15 protein-coding genes are annotated in these 16,747 nt (G+C 67.0%); 11 read left to right on the forward strand and 4 right to left on the reverse strand.

The window, feature by feature from the left end:
- Positions 1–9: 9 nt before the first annotated feature.
- Genes CHB86_RS06710 through CHB86_RS06720 form a run of 3 tightly spaced genes read right to left on the reverse strand, consistent with a single transcriptional unit; the run spans position 10 to position 3,196 of the window.
- Entirely contained in the window at positions 10–1,008 is a 999-nt protein-coding gene (locus CHB86_RS06710; RefSeq protein ID WP_089232230.1) for a glycosyltransferase family 2 protein, read from the reverse strand.
- Between the two features lie 16 nt (positions 1,009–1,024).
- Positions 1,025–1,948 (reverse strand): glycosyltransferase family 2 protein, encoded by a 924-nt coding sequence (locus tag CHB86_RS06715; protein WP_089232231.1) that lies wholly within the window; start codon positions 1,946–1,948, stop codon positions 1,025–1,027.
- Between the two features lie 3 nt (positions 1,949–1,951).
- Positions 1,952–3,196: an oligosaccharide flippase family protein gene (locus tag CHB86_RS06720; RefSeq protein ID WP_089232232.1), complete on the reverse strand. Its 1,245-nt coding sequence runs from the start codon at positions 3,194–3,196 to the stop codon at positions 1,952–1,954.
- Positions 3,197–3,411: 215 nt separating this feature from the next.
- Between CHB86_RS06720 and CHB86_RS06725 the strand changes: the two genes are divergently transcribed.
- From CHB86_RS06725 to CHB86_RS06755, 7 genes are all read left to right on the forward strand, one after another.
- A complete protein-coding gene (locus CHB86_RS06725; RefSeq protein WP_245837788.1) occupies positions 3,412–4,662 on the forward strand; it encodes a polysaccharide biosynthesis/export family protein in 1,251 nt (416 codons plus the stop codon).
- Positions 4,663–4,751: 89 nt separating this feature from the next.
- On the forward strand, positions 4,752–5,660 hold the full coding sequence (locus CHB86_RS06730; protein WP_089232234.1) for a LysR family transcriptional regulator: 909 nt from the start codon (positions 4,752–4,754) through the stop codon (positions 5,658–5,660).
- A 129-nt stretch (positions 5,661–5,789) separates the two neighbouring features.
- Complete coding sequence (locus CHB86_RS06735) at positions 5,790–6,950, forward strand: ABC transporter substrate-binding protein (RefSeq protein ID WP_089232235.1); 1,161 nt, start codon at positions 5,790–5,792, stop codon at positions 6,948–6,950.
- Positions 6,951–7,014: 64 nt separating this feature from the next.
- The gene (locus CHB86_RS06740; protein ID WP_089232236.1) at positions 7,015–8,016 is read left to right on the forward strand and encodes an ABC transporter ATP-binding protein; all 1,002 of its coding nucleotides are present in this window, start codon (positions 7,015–7,017) and stop codon (positions 8,014–8,016) included.
- The gene (locus CHB86_RS06745; RefSeq protein ID WP_089232237.1) at positions 8,013–8,954 is read left to right on the forward strand and encodes an ABC transporter permease; all 942 of its coding nucleotides are present in this window, start codon (positions 8,013–8,015) and stop codon (positions 8,952–8,954) included. The genes CHB86_RS06740 and CHB86_RS06745 overlap by 4 nt, the downstream gene beginning before the upstream one ends.
- The gene (locus tag CHB86_RS06750) at positions 8,944–9,750 is read left to right on the forward strand and encodes an ABC transporter permease (RefSeq protein ID WP_089232238.1); all 807 of its coding nucleotides are present in this window, start codon (positions 8,944–8,946) and stop codon (positions 9,748–9,750) included. The genes CHB86_RS06745 and CHB86_RS06750 overlap by 11 nt, the downstream gene beginning before the upstream one ends.
- A 16-nt stretch (positions 9,751–9,766) precedes the next feature.
- A complete protein-coding gene (locus CHB86_RS06755; protein WP_089232239.1) occupies positions 9,767–11,191 on the forward strand; it encodes a gamma-aminobutyraldehyde dehydrogenase in 1,425 nt (474 codons plus the stop codon).
- Between the two features lie 107 nt (positions 11,192–11,298).
- Here CHB86_RS06755 and CHB86_RS06760 read toward each other — a convergent pair whose 3' ends face one another.
- Positions 11,299–12,330 (reverse strand): LacI family transcriptional regulator, encoded by a 1,032-nt coding sequence (locus CHB86_RS06760; protein WP_089232240.1) that lies wholly within the window; start codon positions 12,328–12,330, stop codon positions 11,299–11,301.
- Between the two features lie 183 nt (positions 12,331–12,513).
- On the opposite strand from CHB86_RS06760, the gene CHB86_RS06765 reads away from it, so the two are divergent.
- The 4 genes from CHB86_RS06765 to CHB86_RS06780 all read left to right on the forward strand — a co-directional run bounded on the left by CHB86_RS06765 (position 12,514) and on the right by CHB86_RS06780 (position 16,728).
- Positions 12,514–13,764, forward strand: coding sequence for an ABC transporter substrate-binding protein (locus tag CHB86_RS06765; RefSeq protein ID WP_089232241.1), 1,251 nt, complete (start codon positions 12,514–12,516; stop codon positions 13,762–13,764).
- 90 nt (positions 13,765–13,854) lie between these two features.
- The gene (locus CHB86_RS06770; RefSeq protein ID WP_089232242.1) at positions 13,855–14,733 is read left to right on the forward strand and encodes a carbohydrate ABC transporter permease; all 879 of its coding nucleotides are present in this window, start codon (positions 13,855–13,857) and stop codon (positions 14,731–14,733) included.
- Entirely contained in the window at positions 14,730–15,611 is an 882-nt protein-coding gene (locus CHB86_RS06775) for a carbohydrate ABC transporter permease (protein ID WP_089232243.1), read from the forward strand. Before CHB86_RS06770 ends, CHB86_RS06775 begins: the two co-directional genes overlap by 4 nt.
- A gap of 4 nt (positions 15,612–15,615) precedes the next feature.
- Positions 15,616–16,728, forward strand: coding sequence for an ABC transporter ATP-binding protein (locus CHB86_RS06780; RefSeq protein WP_089232244.1), 1,113 nt, complete (start codon positions 15,616–15,618; stop codon positions 16,726–16,728).
- The last annotated feature ends 19 nt before the right edge of the window (positions 16,729–16,747 follow it).

A 16,747-nucleotide genomic window follows, 5' to 3' on the forward strand; every position in this document is an offset into this window, starting at 1 on the left:
ATTCCTCCTTCAAAGGGTTTGGTCGGAGGTCGCGGTGCGACCCGAAACAGCGTTGCGCAGGGACTGGAACCGGTCGGCCCCCAGAGCGCCGAGCGCCAGCGCGGCGGCGAATGTCGTTGCGCTCTTGGCGGGTTCTTCCCAGAGCGGGCGGCGCGAGCTCTGGAAGCTGCGCCGGGCGAGCGTCGCGGCCGCGGCGGCATCGCCGTCGCTGATCGCGCGGCGGCAGAGGTAGCGCAGCTGGTAGGCGCGCGCGGCCGGGGTGTGGCGCTCGAAGAAGCCGGGCGCCAGCGGGGTCAGCTTTTCTACCAGCCGCTCCCAGGCGCGGAACTGGGCCTCGACGCCGGCGGAAAGGCCGCCGGAGTTGATCCGGTAGAGCGTCAGGTCGCCCCGGATCCCCTCGAAGGCCCAGTCGGTGGTCAGCGCCATGCGCAGCCAGCATTCGATGTCCTCGGACTGGCGGAAGCTCTCGTCGAACCACCAGTCGCGGATGAACTCGCCGGCCGGGCGCCAGGCGATCGCGTCGAGCGCGGCGCGGCGGATCACCGGGGCGGAGCCATTGCCGACCGGGTTGCGGCGAAAGATGTGGGCGGCGTCAATGTTGGTCAGGCGCGGCGTCTGGCTGAGACCGAGCGGGAGGCCAGCCTCGTCGATCATCGCCGAGGCGCTGTAGCTCACACCGACCTCCGGGCGCGCGTCGAGGTGCCGGACATGGCGCTCCAGCTTGGTCGGATGCCACAGGTCGTCGCTGTCGCAGAAGCCCACCAGTTCGCCCCGGGCGGCCGCGATGCCGCTGTTTCGCGCCCCGGCAAGACCACGGTTCGCCTGTTCGACGATCCGCAGGCGGTCGCAGTCGAAGCTCTGGGCGATCTCTAGCGTCTCGTCGGTCGAGCCGTCGTCCACCAGAACGATCTCGTAGTCGGCGAAGGTCTGGGCGCGCAGCGACTGCAGGGTCGCGGGCAGCGTTGCGGCGACGTTGTAGGCGGGGACGACGATGGAGGCCTTGGGCATCGGAAGGTCCTTTCGGTCAGCGGGCAAAGAGGGTGCGGGAGAGCTGCCGCGGCAGCACCGGGGAGAGCGCGGCGGCGAGCGCGGTCAGGGCGCCGCGGCGGGGGTCGGAGAAGAAACCGGCGGGGCTGGTGCAGATGCCGGAGAGCGCAAGGCGCAGCGGCAGCACCCGGCCGGATTGCAGGCGCAGCGCCCGGCGGGCGAGATAGCGCAGGTGCACCGCCTCGTGCCGCGCCGCAGGCACCGCGCCGAAGCGGCGGGCGGTGGCCAGGGCGGCGGCGCGGCCCTGGCGCATCCGCTCGAGATCGGCAGAGAGGCCGGTGGGGCTGGCCCGATACCAGACCAGCAGATCCTGAACGCCGCCAAGGCGATAGCCCTGGCCGACCAGCCGGATCAGCCATTCCAGGTCCTCGTTATGGACCATGTCCTCGTCGAACCCGCCGGTGGCCGCAAAGACGTCGCGACGGACCGTGAGGTTGGACATCGTGCAGACCGGGTTCTCGCCGAGCAGGTCGTCGATCCCCAGCGGGGACGCGGGCACGGTCGAGAAGACCCGGGCCGCGTCCGGCGCGGCATCGAAAAAGGCGATGCGGGCGAAGCAGGCGTCGTGGTCGCTGGCAACGCAGGCGGCATGGGTGCGGGCGAGCTTCTCGGTCGACCAGATGTCGTCGGCATCGAGAAAGGCGATCCAGTGGCCGCGGGCCAGTTCCAGCGCGGCATGGTTGCGCGCGGCGCTCGGTCCCTTGCCCGGGTTGGCGATGCGGCGGATGCGCGGGTCGGTCTCGGCGATGCGGTCGATCAGAGCCGCGGTCCCGTCGGTCGAGCCATCGTCGACGCAGATCGCCTCCCAGTCGGTCAGGGTCTGGGCCGACAGGCTGGCCAGGGTCTCCGGCAGGGTATCGGCCGCGTTGTAGCAGGGGATGACAACGGTGAAGAGCGGCATCGATCAGGCCTCCGACAGGGCAGGTTTGCGGGCGCCGACGAACGGCAGCGCGGCGGCGACGAGCTGGGTGAAGGTGGCAACGAGGAGGTAGCCCCAGGCCAGCGCCATCAGCCCGTGCGGCGCCATCAGGACGGTGTTGACGATCAGCGCGAGGGTCATGACCAGGGTCGCGGCAAACTCGATCTCGGGGCGGTTGTCGGCCCGGAGCCACTGCGCCGTCGCCGCCCAGATCACGCCGGGGATCGCCGCGAGGCAGAGGATCGAGACAACCCCGCTCAGGTCCTGCCAGTCCGGGCCGAACAGGAGCGGCACGTAGAGCGGCGCGGCGAGCGACTGGAGCACCACCATCGGGACGATGACCGAGAGCGCCATGATCAGCGCACGCTGGAGCGAGGAGGCACGATCGTCGCTGGCACAAAGGTGGGGGAAGAGCACGTTGGCAAAGGCCATCGCGAAGGAGTTGGCAAGCCCGAGGCCGGCGTTGAAGGCCATGAAGTAGAGCCCCAGGATCTCGGCCCCCATCAGCACGCCGACCAGCAGCTTGTCGGCCTGAAGACGCAGCGCCTTGACGACCTCGACCCCGAGCACGGCCCAGCCGTAGGTGACGAAGGGGCGCAGCGGCGCGAGCGGCTGGGTGGTGTCGGGCGACCAGGGGCGCAGGCGGCGCACCGCGATCAGCCAGATCGGCGCCGACAGCAGGCGCGGCAGGACGAGGGCCAGCGGCCCCGGCCAGACGATCGCCAGAGCGACACAGGCGACATTCGCGCCGACGATCTGCCCGGCGGAAATGGCGGCGGTCTGCTGCAGCTTGCCTTCGCGCATCGCGAGGGCGACCTGCACCAGGCCGGCCGGCATGAAGAGGTACTCGGCTGCGAGGATCACGATCAGCATCGGGATCACCGCGCTGCCGCTGACGGCGAAGAACACCGCGGCGACGGCGCATTGCAGGGCGAAAAGGCCAAGGCACCATGCCCAGAAGATGCGCTGCGCGGTCCGGCAGGTGCTCTCCAGAGTGGCAGCGGGCGCGGCGATGATACGCTGGACGGCGCCGTTCTCGGTCAGGGACTTGAGAATGTCGGAGGTGGCGAGCGCGGCAGCGGCAAGACCGATCGCCTCGGCCTCCATGGTGCGGGCGACGGCGACCACGACGAACAGGCGCGAGGCTTTCGCGGCGACCTCGGACACGGAATACGCCAGCAGGTCGCGGGCGAAGGGGCCGAGCCGGGCGATATGGTCTTGCAAAGTCATGCGGTTTGAAACCTGTCCTCGATCTGCCGCCACGTTGACGACCGGTGAGGACTGTCTAAACCGTGGCGGGTCGCGATGCGCGGACGCCGACGGACACGTCGATGTCCAGCCCGGACAGGCTCCTATCCCTTCGGATAGGCCGGACCCTGCGGATAGACTTGGCCCGCCGCAGGGACTATCGTGCCCACAAGGACAGAGCAGAAGACGAAAAAAACGTGAGACAGGCAGCCGGTATCATCCTTGCGGTTCTCGGAACGGTCGCGCTGAACGGCTGTGGTCCGCAGGGCAAGGCGGACAATCTGGAAATCGTCGATCGGGCCGCTGCCGACGCGGCCTACCAGGCGCAGTACCGCCTGCCCGTGCCGCGCAGCCAGGCAGCGGACATCCTCGTCGCCAAGCAGATGAACGCGGATCGCTGCCGCCCCTGGGCGGGCGGCGACGGCTCCAAGGCCGCGAGCCCCCTGCCCGCCGAGCTTCGCCGCGAGAGCCTGTCCGATGGCGATCTCGTCGAGGTGCATGTCGAGGGTGACCAGGCGGTGCTGGGCGAGCAGGCCATCTTCTCCGGCGACTACATCATCTCCCGCGAAGGCACGATCAAGCTGCCGTTCATCGGCGCCTTCCGTGCCGACGGGCGCACGCCGGAATCTCTGGCCGCCGAGATTGCCTCGGCCCTGGAGCGGGGCGAGTTCTACAACGAGGCGCCGCGGGTGTCGGTGCTGCTCTCGGATCTCGGCCCGGTGCGGGTCACCGTGGCCGGCGCCGTCTTCGAGCCGAGCCCGATGGACCTCGGCAAGCCCGAGGGCACCCTGACGGACGAGCGGCGGATCAACGCCCGCGGAGCGTCCACCGATGCCCGCAACCTGACCGTTGCCCTGCGCCGGGCCGGCGGGGTGCGCCCGGACGCCGACCTTTCTGCGGTGGAGCTGCGCCGTGGCGGACGCAGCTATCGCTTCGACCTGCGCCCGGTGATCGAGGGCCGCGCCTTCCAGGACGTTATGCTGGTGAGCGGCGACGAGGTCATCGTGCCGAGCCGTCTCTGCTTCCAGGACGAACTGATGGTGCCGAGCCCGATCAGCCCGCCGGGCATCAGCCTGTTCCTGTCGAACCTCATCCAGCCCACCCAGGGCAACGCACCGGCCGCCGTCGGCCGCGAGGCGCGCTCGGTGCCCTACGGCACCCGGATGATGCAGGGCATCGTCGGCACCAACTGCGTCGGCGGCGTGCGCGCGACGAATGCCAGCCGCTCCGCGGCGCTGTTCTCCCGCAACCCGCTGACCGATGTCTCCATCGTGGTCGAACGCGACGTGGAGGACATGCGCGTGCGCCAGGACCGGGACGATTACGACCCGTTCCTGCTGCCGGGCGACGCCATCGCCTGCTACGACAGCGGCGTGACCAACGTGGCCGATGCGGCCCGGATTCTCGGCATCGTCGGCGGCGCCGCGCTCCTGGCAGGCGCCAACTGACCCTGCGCCCCATCGGGCGCCGGGAGGGTGACCGCTCGCGGCGAACGTGATTTACTGGCCCCGCCCCGACAACCGGACCGCAAGACACCTTGGCCTTCACCCTGCGTCAGATCCAGTACTTCGTCGCCGTCGCCGAACACGGCTCGATCAGCCATGCCGCCAAGGCCCTGTCGATCTCGCAATCCGCGGTGACGGAGGCCGTGCGGTTCCTCGAGGAAGACCTCGGCGTCACCCTGTTCGACCGCCACCCGCGCGGCCTCAACATCACCCACAAGGGCCACCAGTTCCTGCGCCATGCGACCGCGATCCTCGCCGAGGTCTCCGGCGCGCGGCGGGCGCTGGAACACGAGGGCGAGGCCTTGACCGGCCGGCTGAACCTCGGGGTGACATCGCTGATGGCGGGCTACGTCATGTCCGACCTGCTGGCGCGCTATCGGCGGGCCAACCCGCTGGTCGACATCTCGGCCATCGAGGACAAGGGCGAATACCTCGAACACCTGCTGGTCGGCGGCGAGCTGGATGTCGCCGTCATGGTCACCTCCAACCTCTATGACCGGCATGCGCTGCAGGTGGAGATTCTCGACGTCTCGCCCTACCGGCTCTGGCTTCCCATCGGGCACCGGCTGGTGGCGCAGGACAGCATCTCGCTCGACGACCTGACCGGCGAGCAGCTCATCATGCTGGACATCGACGAGATGGGCGAAGCGGCGGTCAAGCTGCTCTCGGCGCTCGGCACCCGGCCACGGATCGCCTTTCGCACCCGTTCCGTCGAGGCCGTGCGCAGCCTCGCGGCCACCGGCGCGGGCATCGCCCTGCTTCCGGACCTTGTATATCGCCCGTGGTCGCTCGAAGGCGACCGCATCGTCTCCCGAGATGTCTCCGGGGCACTGCCCGTGGTCCAGGTGGGCATGGCCTGGCGCAAGGGCTCGCCGCTCTCCCCCGCGGCGCGGGATTTCATCGCCATCGCGCAGGAACACCAGTCCGCGCAGCAGCGTTAAAGGCCGATATCGGTTTCTCCGATACCTGCGTTTTGTATTTTGCGTTTGCGAAAGCAAGCGCCCGCCCGCATCGTTTCTCCCAATGAAGCCCCGGAAAGGGGCGCGCCCAAGTCCAACAGGAGAACCACAATGCAAGCGACGCCAAGGACGCTGGCACTGCTGACCAGTGTCAGCCTCATCGCATCCCAGGCCACGGCCCAGGAGATGCTCACCGAGATCGGAGAAGGCGAAGGCCAGGTCAATATCGTGGCCTGGCCCGGCTACATCGAGCGCGGCGAAACCGACGCCGCCTTCGACTGGGTCACCAGCTTCGAGGAAGCCACTGGCTGCAAGGTCAACGTGAAGACCGCCAACACCAGCGACGAGATGGTCGCGCTGATGAACGAGGGCGGGTTCGACCTCGTGACCGCCTCCGGCGACGCCTCGCTGCGCATGATCGCGGGCAAGCGCGTGCAGCCGGTCAACATCAGTCTGATCCCGAGCTGGGACAGCGTCGACGACCGGCTGAAGGAAGCGCCGTGGCACTACGTCGGCGGCATGCATTACGGCACGCCCTACATGTGGGGCCCGAACGTGCTGATGTACAACACCGAGGCCTTCCCCGAAGCTCCCACCAGCTGGTCGGTCGTGTTCGAGGAGACCACGCTGGCCGACGGCGAGAGCAACAAGGGCCGCGTGCAGGCCTATGACGGCCCGATCCACATCGCCGACGCGGCGAACTACCTGATGTTCCACAAGCCCGAACTGGGGATCACCTCGCCCTACGAGCTGAACCAGGAGCAGTACGACGCCGCGCTCGACCTGCTGCGCGGGCAGCGGGAGCTGGTGTCGCGCTACTGGCACGACGCCTTCATCCAGATCGACGACTTCAAGAACGAGGGCATGGTCGCCTCCGGCTCCTGGCCTTTCCAGGTGAACCTGCTGCAGGCCGACGGCGCGCCGGTGGCCTCCGTCATCCCCGAGGAGGGCGCGACGGGCTGGGCCGACACGACGATGATGCACGTCGATTCCGAGAACCCCAACTGCAGCTACATGTGGATGGAGCACACGCTCTCGTCCAACCTGCAGTCCGATCTCTCGGTCTGGTTCGGCGCCAACCCCTCGGTGCCGGACGCCTGCACCGACGGTCGCGGCATGCAGACCGCCGAGGGCTGCACCACCAACGGCATGGACGATTTCGAGAAGATCAAGTTCTGGCAGACCCCGGTCTCGAGCTGCGAAAGCCAGGGCGAGTGCGTGCCCTACTATCGTTGGGTGTCGGACTACATCGGCGTGATCGGCGGCCGCTGAAACACCACTCACGGCAACGACCCACCGCCCGGTTGCGGGCGGTGGGCCCTTGAACGGAAGACCCATGACAGCAGCGGTTCGATTCTCAGGCGTTTCGCGCCACTACGGTGACGTGCGCGCCGTCGACGACGTAGACCTCAGCATCGCCGAGGGCGAGTTCTTCGCCATGCTCGGCCCCTCCGGCTCCGGCAAGACGACCTGCCTGCGGCTGATCGCCGGCTTCGAGCAGCCGACCGCGGGCGAGGTCTCGATCTTCGGGGAGAGCGCCCACGGCGTGCCGCCCTACCGGCGTCACGTCAACACGGTGTTCCAGGACTACGCGCTGTTCCCGCATCTCAACGTGATCGACAATGTCTCCTACGGGCCGATGATCGCCGGCACGCCCAAGGCCGAGCGCCACCGCGCCGCCGAGGACGCGCTGGAGATGGTCGCCCTGCCCGGCTACGGCAGCCGCAAGCCGTCCGAGCTGTCTGGCGGCCAGCGGCAGCGGGTAGCGCTGGCCCGCGCGCTGATCAACCGCCCCCGAGTGCTGCTGCTCGACGAACCGCTCGGTGCGCTTGACCTGAAGCTGCGCGAACAGATGCAGGAGGAACTCAAGGCGCTGCAGCGCAAGCTCGGCATCACCTTCGTCTTCGTCACCCACGACCAGGGCGAGGCGCTCTCCATGGCCGACCGGGTGGCGGTATTCAACGCCGGCAAGATCGTGCAGATCGGCGCCCCGGAAGACGTCTATTACCGCCCCGAAGTGCCTTTCGTCGCCGACTTCGTGGGCTCCTCCAACGTGCTGCCGCCGCATCTCGTCGCCAAGGTCACCGGCCAGTGGCGCCACGGCGCGCTCCGCCCGGAGGCCGTCCGGCTGGGCGATGCCGGGCTGGGTGCCGACGGGCTGCACGCAACCGTTCATTCCACCGCCTTCCTCGGCGCCGCGACGCGGGTGTCCCTGGATCTCGAAGACCTCTCGATGGTGGCGCTCCTGCCCAAGGGCGCGCGCATTCCTCAGCCCGGCGAGCAGGTGCATGTGAGCTGGGCGGCTGAGGACCTTCACATGATGGAGGCCACGGAATGAGCGAACACGCGATCGACCCCGGCCGGCGCGGCATCCTGCCCGCGCTCTCGGACCTTCTCTGGCGCAACCCGCGGCTGGTGATCCTGCTGCTGCTCGGGCCGCCCGCGCTCTGGCTCGGCATCGTCTACCTCGGCGCGCTCTTCGCCCTTCTGGCCCAGAGCTTCTTCTCCATCGACGAGTTCTCGGGCCTGATCCAGTACGAGTTCACGCTCAAGACCTATCGCGAGCTGTTCACCCCCGCGAATTTCGACATCATCCTGCGCACCGTGGTGATGGCCGCCTCCGTCACCATCGCCGCCGCCATCGTCGCCTTCCCCATCGCCTATTACGCGGCGCGCTATGCCCGCGGAAAGTGGAAGGCGCTGTTCTACCTCGGGGTGATGCTGCCGCTCTGGTCGAGCTACCTGGTCAAGGTCTATTCCTGGAAGCTGATCCTCGCCAAGGAAGGCATCCTGAACTGGCTCTTCGAGACCCTGCACCTGAGCTGGCTGCTGAATGCCTATCTCGCGATCCCGGTGGTGGGCGGCAATTCGCTTTCAGTCAGTGCCACCGGCACCTTCCTGGTGTTCCTCTATGTCTGGCTGCCCTTCATGGTGCTGCCGATCCAGGCCGCGCTGGAGCGGGTACCGGCCTCGATGCTTGAAGCCTCGGGCGATCTCGGCGCCACGCCGGGACAGACCTTTCGCCACGTGCTGCTGCCACTGGCGCTTCCGGGCGTGATCGCAGGCTCGATCTTCACCTTCTCACTCACGCTGGGCGACTACATCATTCCGCAGATCGTTGGCACATCGCGCCGCTTCATCGGCCAAGCCGTCTATGCCTACCAGGGCACGGCCGGGAACATCCCGCTCGCAGCCGCCTTCGCCGTAGTGCCGATCGTCATCATGGCCATCTACCTCTGGGCGGCCAAGCGCATGGGGGCCTTCGATGCACTCTGACCGCGCGCCACTCGCCCTCAAGATCGCCGCCGCCGCCGGCTTGGCCTTCATGCACCTGCCGATCCTGCTGATCTTCGTCTATGCCTTTACCACGGAGGACAAGTCCTACCAGTGGCCGCCCCCGGGCTTCACCACCAAGTGGATCGGCGTCACCTGGGAACGGCCCGACGTGTGGGAGGCCCTGTCGCTCTCCCTCAAGGTCGCCGCCATTTCCACCGGCATCGCGCTGGTGCTGGGCACGCTCTGCGCCGCCGCCGTGAGCCGCACCCGGTTCTTCGGGCGCGAGGTGGTGTCGCTGCTGGTGATCCTGCCGATTGCCCTGCCCGGCATCATCACCGGCATCTCGCTGCGCTCGGCCTTCCACCTCGCCGACATCCCGTTCAGTTTCTGGACCATCGTTCTAGGCCACGCGACCTTCTGCGTCGTGGTCGTCTACAACAACGCGGTGGCGCGGTTCCGGCGCACGTCGGGCTCGCTGATCGAGGCCTCGATGGACCTCGGCGCGGACGGGTTCCAGACCTTCCGATACGTGATCCTGCCAAACATCGCGACCGCCCTGCTGGCAGGCGGCATGCTCGCCTTCGCGCTCAGCTTCGACGAGGTGATCGTCACCACCTTCACCGCGGGCCAGCAGCAGACGCTGCCGATCTGGATGCTCGAAGAGCTGGTCCGGCCACGTGAACGCCCGGTCACCAACGTCGTCGCCATGATGGTGGCGCTGGTGACGCTCCTGCCGATCCTCGGCGCCTATTACCTGACCCGCGGCACCGACACGGTGGCCGGACAGGGCAAATGACAACAGGGAGACAACCATGGAAACCAACATGCTGATCGGCGGGGATTTCGAGGCCGGGACAGAGACCGAGGAGATGGTGCTCAACCCGCGAACCGGCGAGCTGATCGTCAAGATGCCGGAAGCCAGCGGCGAGCAGATCGACCGGGCGGTGGCGGCGGCGCGCAAGGCCTTCGTCAAATGGTCCCGCACCACGCCGGCGGAGCGCTCGGAAAAGCTGCTGGCGATTGCCGACGCGGTCGAGGCGAATGCGGAGGAGCTGGCGCAGCTCGAGGCGCTCAACTGCGGCAAGCCGATCGGCGCGGTGTGCGGCGACGAGATCCCGGCCATCGCCGATTGCTTCCGCTATTTCGCGGGCGCGGTGCGCAACATGCACGGGCCGCTGGCGGGGGAATACATGGAGGGCCACACCTCGATGATCCGGCGCGACCCGGTCGGAGTCGTGGCCTCCATCGCGCCCTGGAACTATCCGATGATGATGATGGCCTGGAAGCTCGCCCCGGCACTGGCGGGCGGCAACACCGTCGTCCTGAAACCCTCCGAACAGACGCCGCTCACCGCGCTCAAGCTGGCCGGCGTGCTATCCGAGATCCTGCCCGAGGGCGTCGTCAACGTCATCGTCGGCCAGGGGGCGAGCGTCGGCAACACGCTGATCAACCATCCCGGCGTCGACATGATCTCGATCACCGGCGATATCGCGACCGGCAAGAAGGTGCTGGTTGCGGCGGCCAATTCGGTCAAGCGCACCCATCTGGAGCTGGGCGGCAAGGCGCCGGTGATCGTCTACGACGATGCCGATCTTGCCCGCGTCGTCGAGGGGCTGCGCGCCTTCGGCTATTACAACGCCGGCCAGGACTGCACCGCCGCCTGCCGGATCTATGCCGGCGCCGGCATCTACGAGAAGCTGGTGGCGGATCTCTCCGGGGCGGTCTCCGGCATCGTCTATGACAATGCCGACGACACCGTGAACGAGATCCCGCCGCTGATCAGCCAGCGCCAGCGCGACCGCGTTGCCAGCTTCGTGCAGCGCGCCGCCGACCAGGGCCACATGGAGGTCACCACCGGCGGCGGGCTGCATGACGGGCCCGGCTTCTACTACAAGCCCACGGTCATCGCCGGCGCGCTTCAGACCGACGAGATCGTGCAGCGCGAGGTCTTTGGTCCCGTCGTCTCGATCACCCGCTTCGGCGCGGACGACGACGTGATCTCCTGGGCCAACGACAGCCGCTACGGGCTCGCCTCCTCGGTCTGGACCACCGATATCGGGCGGGCGATGGAGGCCTCGGCCCGGCTCAGCTATGGCTGCACCTGGGTCAACACGCATTTCATGCTGGTCAACGAGATGCCGCATGGCGGGTTGAAGCAATCGGGCTATGGCAAGGACATGTCGATGTTCGCGCTGGAGGATTACACCGCCGTGCGGCACGTGATGATCGCTCATTGACACCGCTTCGGCCTGCCCCCCGCCGTGCGCCGGAGGCAAGTCGTCGGATTGGGGTATTTGAGCCAAGAAGAGGCTGGGAGCGCGCTGTGCGCTCCGGGCGCTTGTGGTCAGTCCCGGAACTGGATGACCGGCGCCTGCAGCGTCTGCGGCGGCGGCAGGTGCGGCTCGGCGATGCGGCGCAGCAGGTGGTCGCCCAGGAGCCGGCCAGCCTCCTCGATATCCTCGTGAATCACCTCGGCGCCGGCATCGATCTGGGAGAGGATGCCGGAGATGGATTTCGCAACGGCACGAAAGCGCGCGCCCTGTCCCGCCGCGCGATAGCCGTTGCGGATCGCGAGCCAAGATGCCTCGCCCCCGCAGATGAAGCCGTCCGGGCTGTCCGGGGTGGTGGCAATGGCCTGCGCCCAGGCCTGGATCCGGTCCATCGGGGAATCCAGCGTGACCTCATCGGGAATATGAAACTCAACGCCGGTCTCGCGCACCGCGCGCATCAGGCCGTAGCGCAGGTGCTGGCGGAAGGTCAGGCTTTCGGGCGGCAGCAGCGCGCAGATCCTCTGGCACCCCTGCGCGACCAGCCGGCCGGCCGCGGCATAGGCGAAGGCCTCGTTGTCGTGATCGACCCAGGGGTGCGGCTCGGTGAACTCCGTTCGCCCGTGGCAGACGAAGGGAAAGCCCTGCTCCATCAGAAACCGCACCCGCTCGTCAAAGGGCGCCGTCCGGGTAAAGATCAAGCCGTCGGCCTGCCGGTTGGTGACGATGCGGCGGATCGGCGGCAGGACGTCCTCCTCGGTAAAATGGGGCGTCACGACGAGGTTGTAGCCGGTGCCCTCCAGCGCGCCAGTCAGACCGACAAGCAGCGCGTTGCCGAAACCCAGCACTTCGAAATGCGGGTCGAGGATCAGGTTGATCACCATGGTCCGGCCGGTGCGCAGGCGCCGCGCCGCGCGGTCCGGTTCGTAGCCGATCAGGCGCGCGATCTCCGCCACCCGCTTGCGGGTCGCCTCGGCGATCTTGGGATCATCGGCCAACGCCCTCGAAACCGTTGCCACGGCCAGCCCCGACATCTCGGCGATGGTCTTCAGCGTGGGCCTTGGGGGGCCGCTTCGGACGGAGGGCTGTTCGTGGTCGCCGGTCGGCATGGGCTGGCTCGACACCGAAGATTAAAACGATTCAAATTCCGCGACACCGCGGCTTGACCTTGGATCATACCGCCAATGAAAGATAACGAAAGACTGTTTGCGAAAACAGTGTTGACAGATATGCCAAGTTAAATCGTTATAAAGCTCACTTTCGAACCTGCGTGTTTTCATTGGGAGGAAACCATGAAACTCAGACTAGCCCTGAAGGCTACGGCCTCGGCAATCGTACTCTGTGCCGCCGCGCCGCTGGCCCAGGCCGAAGAAGTGGAGGTCCTGCATTGGTGGACGTCCGGCGGGGAGGCCGCGGCGCTCAACGTGCTCAAGGAGAACCTCGAGGCCAAGGGCGTCACCTGGCAGGACATGCCGGTCGCCGGCGGTTCCGGCGTCGAGGCGATGACCGTGCTGCGCTCGCGCGTGACCTCGGGCAACCCGCCCACCGCCGTGCAGATGCTGGGTTTCGACATCAAGGATTGGGCGGCCGAGGGCTTCCTGGGCGACCTGTCCGACCTCGCTGCGGAAGAAGGCTGGGCCGAGGTGGTTCCGCCGGCGCTGCAGGAGTTCTCCAAGTTCGACGACAAGTGGATTGCCGCACCGGTGAACGTCCACTCCACCAACTGGATGTGGATCAACAAGGAGGCGCTCGACGCCGCTGGCGGCGCGGCCCCGACCACCTGGGAAGAGCTGATCGCCGTGCTCGACAAGATGAAGGAGAACGGGATCATCCCGCTCGCCCACGGCGGCCAGCCCTGGCAGGACGGCACGATCTTCGACTCGGTCGTGCTGGGCCTCGGGGACGATTTCTACAAGGCCGCCATCATCGAGCAGAACCCGGAGGCGCTCTCCTCCGAGCAGATGGTCGAGGCGTTCAAGCGCATGGAAGTGCTGCGCGGCTATTTCGACGACAACTTCTCGGGCCGCGACTGGAACCTCGCCTCGGCGATGGTGATCAACGGCGAGGCCGGGATGCAGGCCATGGGTGACTGGGCCAAGGGCGAGTTCCTGCGGGCCGAGCAGGTGCCGGGCGAGGATTTCGTCTGCATCCGCTTCCCCGGCACGCAGGGCAGCGTCCTGTTCAACTCCGACCAGTTCGCCATGTTCGACGTCTCCGAGGACAAGGTCGCCGCTCAGAAGCTGATGGCGTCGGCGGTGATGGACCCGGCCTTCCAGGTCGCGTTCAACACGGTCAAGGGCTCGGTGCCCGCGCGCACCGACATCTCGGACGAAGCCTTCGACGATTGCGGCAAGAAGGGCATGGCCGACCTGGCCGAAGCCGCTGCCAACGGCACGCTGCAGGGCTCGATGGCGCATGGCCACGGCGCCAGCTCCAACATCAAGAGCGCCATCTTCGACGTCGTCACCGCGCATCTGAACGGTGAATACAGCGCCGAGGACGCCGCCGAAGAACTCGCCGCCGCCGTCGAGGCCGCGCAGTAACCTCGTCTCGCCGCGCGGGGCCTGCCCCCGCGCGACCGCGATCCGGGCCGGCGGCCTGTCTGCCGGCCCCTCAGGACCGAGGGAGCCTTCATGAGAGACCGCCTTCAGGACTGGGTGCCACGCATCGTGCTGGCCCCTAGCTTTGCCGCCGTATTGCTGTTTGTCTACGGCTTCATCCTCTACACGGGATGGCTGTCGATGACGAACTCGCGGATGCTGCCCAACAACGACTTCATCGGGCTGGCCAATTACGTCAAGCTGTTCGGGCTGAAGCACTGGAACATCGCCCTGGTCAACCTGGCGATCTTCGGCACGCTCTACATCCTCATTAGCTCGGTGCTCGGCCTTTTCCTCGCGATCCTGCTCGACCAGCAGATCCGCAACGAAGGCTTCATCCGCACCGTCTATCTCTACCCGATGGCGATTTCCTTCATCGTCACCGGCGTCGCCTGGAAATGGTTCCTCGACCCCGGCATCGGGCTTCAGAACACCATGCACAAATGGGGCTGGGAGAGCTTCGAGTTCACCTGGATCAAGGACAGCGACATGGCGATCTACACCATCGTCATCGCCGCGATCTGGCAGAGCTCGGGCTACGTGATGGCGATGTTCCTCGCCGGGCTGCGGGGTGTCGACAACGAGATCATCAAGGCTGCGCAGGTCGATGGCGCTTCGGGCGTCCTGATCTACCGCCGCATCATCATCCCGATGATGCGACCGGTGTTCCTCTCGGCCTTCGTGGTGCTGACCCACCTCGCGATCAAGTCCTACGACCTCGTCGTGGCGATGACCGGCGGCGGCCCGGGCCGGGCGACCGAGATGCCGGCGACCTTCATGTATTCCTACACCTTCACCCGCAACCAGATGGGCGTGGGCGCCTCCTCGGCGATCATCATGCTGGTGATGATCTTCTCGATCATCATCCCCTATCTCTACAGCGAAATCCGGGCGGGGGCCGACAGACGATGAGCATTCCAAGCCAGGACAACGCGATCCAGTCCGGCCGCCTGATGCGGGCGCTGATCTACACGCTGCTGATCTTCTTCGTGCTCTATTACCTGCTGCCGCTCTGGGTGATGGTCTCGAACTCGCTCAAGACGCTGGACGAGATCCACGGCGGCGACATGCTCGCGCCTCCCAGGGCGATCACCTTCGAACCGTGGAAGGCCGCCTGGTCCACCACACAGGTCGGGGTCGAGGCGACGGGGCTGCGCCCCTATTTCCTCAACTCGATCCTGATGGTCGTGCCGGCGGTCCTGATCTCGACCTTCCTCGGGGCGCTCAACGGCTACGTGCTGACCAAGTGGTCGTTCCGCGGCGCCAACCTCGTCTTCGGGCTGATGCTGCTGGCCTGCTTCATCCCGTTCCAGATCGTGCTGATCCCGATGGCGCGGATCCTCGGCATGCTGGGGCTGGCGGGCACGATCCCGGGGCTGGTGATGGTGCATACGGTCTATGGGCTCGGCTTCACCACGCTGTTCTTCCGCAACTACTACGCCGCATTCCCGACAGAACTCGTGCGTGCGGCGCAGATCGACGGCGCCTCGTTCTTCCAGGTGTTCTGGCGCATCCTCGTGCCCTCCTCCGGGCCGATCTTCGTCGTCACCATCATCTGGCAGTTCACCAACGTCTGGAACGACTTCCTCTTCGGGGCGTCCTTCTCCAGCTACGATTCCACGCCGATCACCGTGGCGCTGAACAACCTGGTGAACTCCTCCACGGGGGTGAAGGAATACAACGTTCACTTCGCTGGCGCGATCCTTGCCGCGCTGCCCACCCTCGTCGTCTACATCGTCTCCGGACGCTACTTCGTGCGCGGCCTGATGGCCGGCGCCGTGAAGGGATGATCCCATGGCCTCACTGACCATCGACAAACTGACCAAGAGTTTCGGGGTGGTGGATGTCCTGAAGGGCATCGACCTGGAGATCGAGGACGGCGGCTTCCTGGTGCTCGTCGGCCCCTCCGGCTGCGGCAAGTCCACGCTGCTCAACTGTATCGCGGGGCTGGAAAAGATCAGCTCCGGCGAGGTTCGGATCGGCGACCGCAACGTCGAGGGGCTGCATCCTTCGAAGCGCGACATCGCGATGGTGTTCCAGTCCTATGCGCTCTACCCCAACATGACGGTGCGGGGGAACATCTCCTTCGGGATGGAGATCCGCGGCATCGACAAGGCCGAGCGAGAGAAGGCGATCGAGGAGGTGGCCGACATCCTTCAGATCGGCGAACTCCTGGACCGCAAGCCGTCCCAGCTTTCCGGCGGGCAGCGCCAGCGGGTCGCGATGGGCCGGGCGCTGGTCCGTCATCCGCAGGTTTTCCTGTTCGACGAGCCCCTCTCCAACCTCGACGCCAAGCTGCGGGTCGACATGCGGACCGAGATCAAGCGGCTGCACCAGCGGATGGGCACCACCATCGTCTACGTCACCCACGACCAGATCGAGGCGCTGACCCTTGCCACCAAGATCGCGGTGCTCGAGGCCGGCTACCTGCAGCAGTTCGGCACCCCGGACGAGATCTACAACGACCCCGCCAACATGTTCGTGGCCGATTTCATGGGCTCGCCCTCGATGAACCTGATCGACGGGATGCTGGACCAGGGGCAGGAGGGGCTAGAGGTCCGGATCAAGGGGCACGGCGGCAGCGAGATCGCCCTGCCCGCCCCCGACACTGCCGCGATGCGCGAGCGTCTCGGCAAGCCGGTGGTCTTCGGCATACGCCCGGAGGCGATGACCGACCCCGACGGCGCGGACCGTACCTCGCCGCGGATCGAGACCCGCGACTGCTACATCGAGGTCAGCCAGCCCGCCGGATCGGACACCTTTGCCCTGACGCCGCTCGGCGGCAAGGAATGCATCGCGCGGTTCCGCGCCGACGCAAAGATCCAGCTCGGCAGCTTCTCCCCGATCTCCTTCAACATGACGAAGGCCGTGTTCTTCGATCCGGAGACCACCCTGCGTATCCGCTGAGGCGGGGACGCAGGCGTGG

Origin of the sequence: Tropicimonas sediminicola, from assembly GCF_900188335.1 — a bacterium.
Classification (GTDB): Bacteria; Pseudomonadota; Alphaproteobacteria; order Rhodobacterales; family Rhodobacteraceae; genus Tropicimonas; species Tropicimonas sediminicola.

Coding starts and splice junctions, on each gene's coding strand:
- CHB86_RS06755 (WP_089232239.1), top strand. CDS start 9,767: ATGGAAACCAACATGCTGATCGGCGGGGATTTCGAGGCCGGGACAGAG.
- CHB86_RS06715 (WP_089232231.1), bottom strand. CDS start 1,948: ATGCCGCTCTTCACCGTTGTCATCCCCTGCTACAACGCGGCCGATACC.
- CHB86_RS06740 (WP_089232236.1), top strand. CDS start 7,015: ATGACAGCAGCGGTTCGATTCTCAGGCGTTTCGCGCCACTACGGTGAC.
- CHB86_RS06780 (WP_089232244.1), top strand. CDS start 15,616: ATGGCCTCACTGACCATCGACAAACTGACCAAGAGTTTCGGGGTGGTG.
- CHB86_RS06750 (WP_089232238.1), top strand. CDS start 8,944: ATGCACTCTGACCGCGCGCCACTCGCCCTCAAGATCGCCGCCGCCGCC.
- CHB86_RS06775 (WP_089232243.1), top strand. CDS start 14,730: ATGAGCATTCCAAGCCAGGACAACGCGATCCAGTCCGGCCGCCTGATG.
- CHB86_RS06745 (WP_089232237.1), top strand. CDS start 8,013: ATGAGCGAACACGCGATCGACCCCGGCCGGCGCGGCATCCTGCCCGCG.
- CHB86_RS06735 (WP_089232235.1), top strand. CDS start 5,790: ATGCAAGCGACGCCAAGGACGCTGGCACTGCTGACCAGTGTCAGCCTC.
- CHB86_RS06760 (WP_089232240.1), bottom strand. CDS start 12,330: ATGCCGACCGGCGACCACGAACAGCCCTCCGTCCGAAGCGGCCCCCCA.
- CHB86_RS06770 (WP_089232242.1), top strand. CDS start 13,855: ATGAGAGACCGCCTTCAGGACTGGGTGCCACGCATCGTGCTGGCCCCT.
- CHB86_RS06765 (WP_089232241.1), top strand. CDS start 12,514: ATGAAACTCAGACTAGCCCTGAAGGCTACGGCCTCGGCAATCGTACTC.
- CHB86_RS06720 (WP_089232232.1), bottom strand. CDS start 3,196: ATGACTTTGCAAGACCATATCGCCCGGCTCGGCCCCTTCGCCCGCGAC.
- CHB86_RS06710 (WP_089232230.1), bottom strand. CDS start 1,008: ATGCCCAAGGCCTCCATCGTCGTCCCCGCCTACAACGTCGCCGCAACG.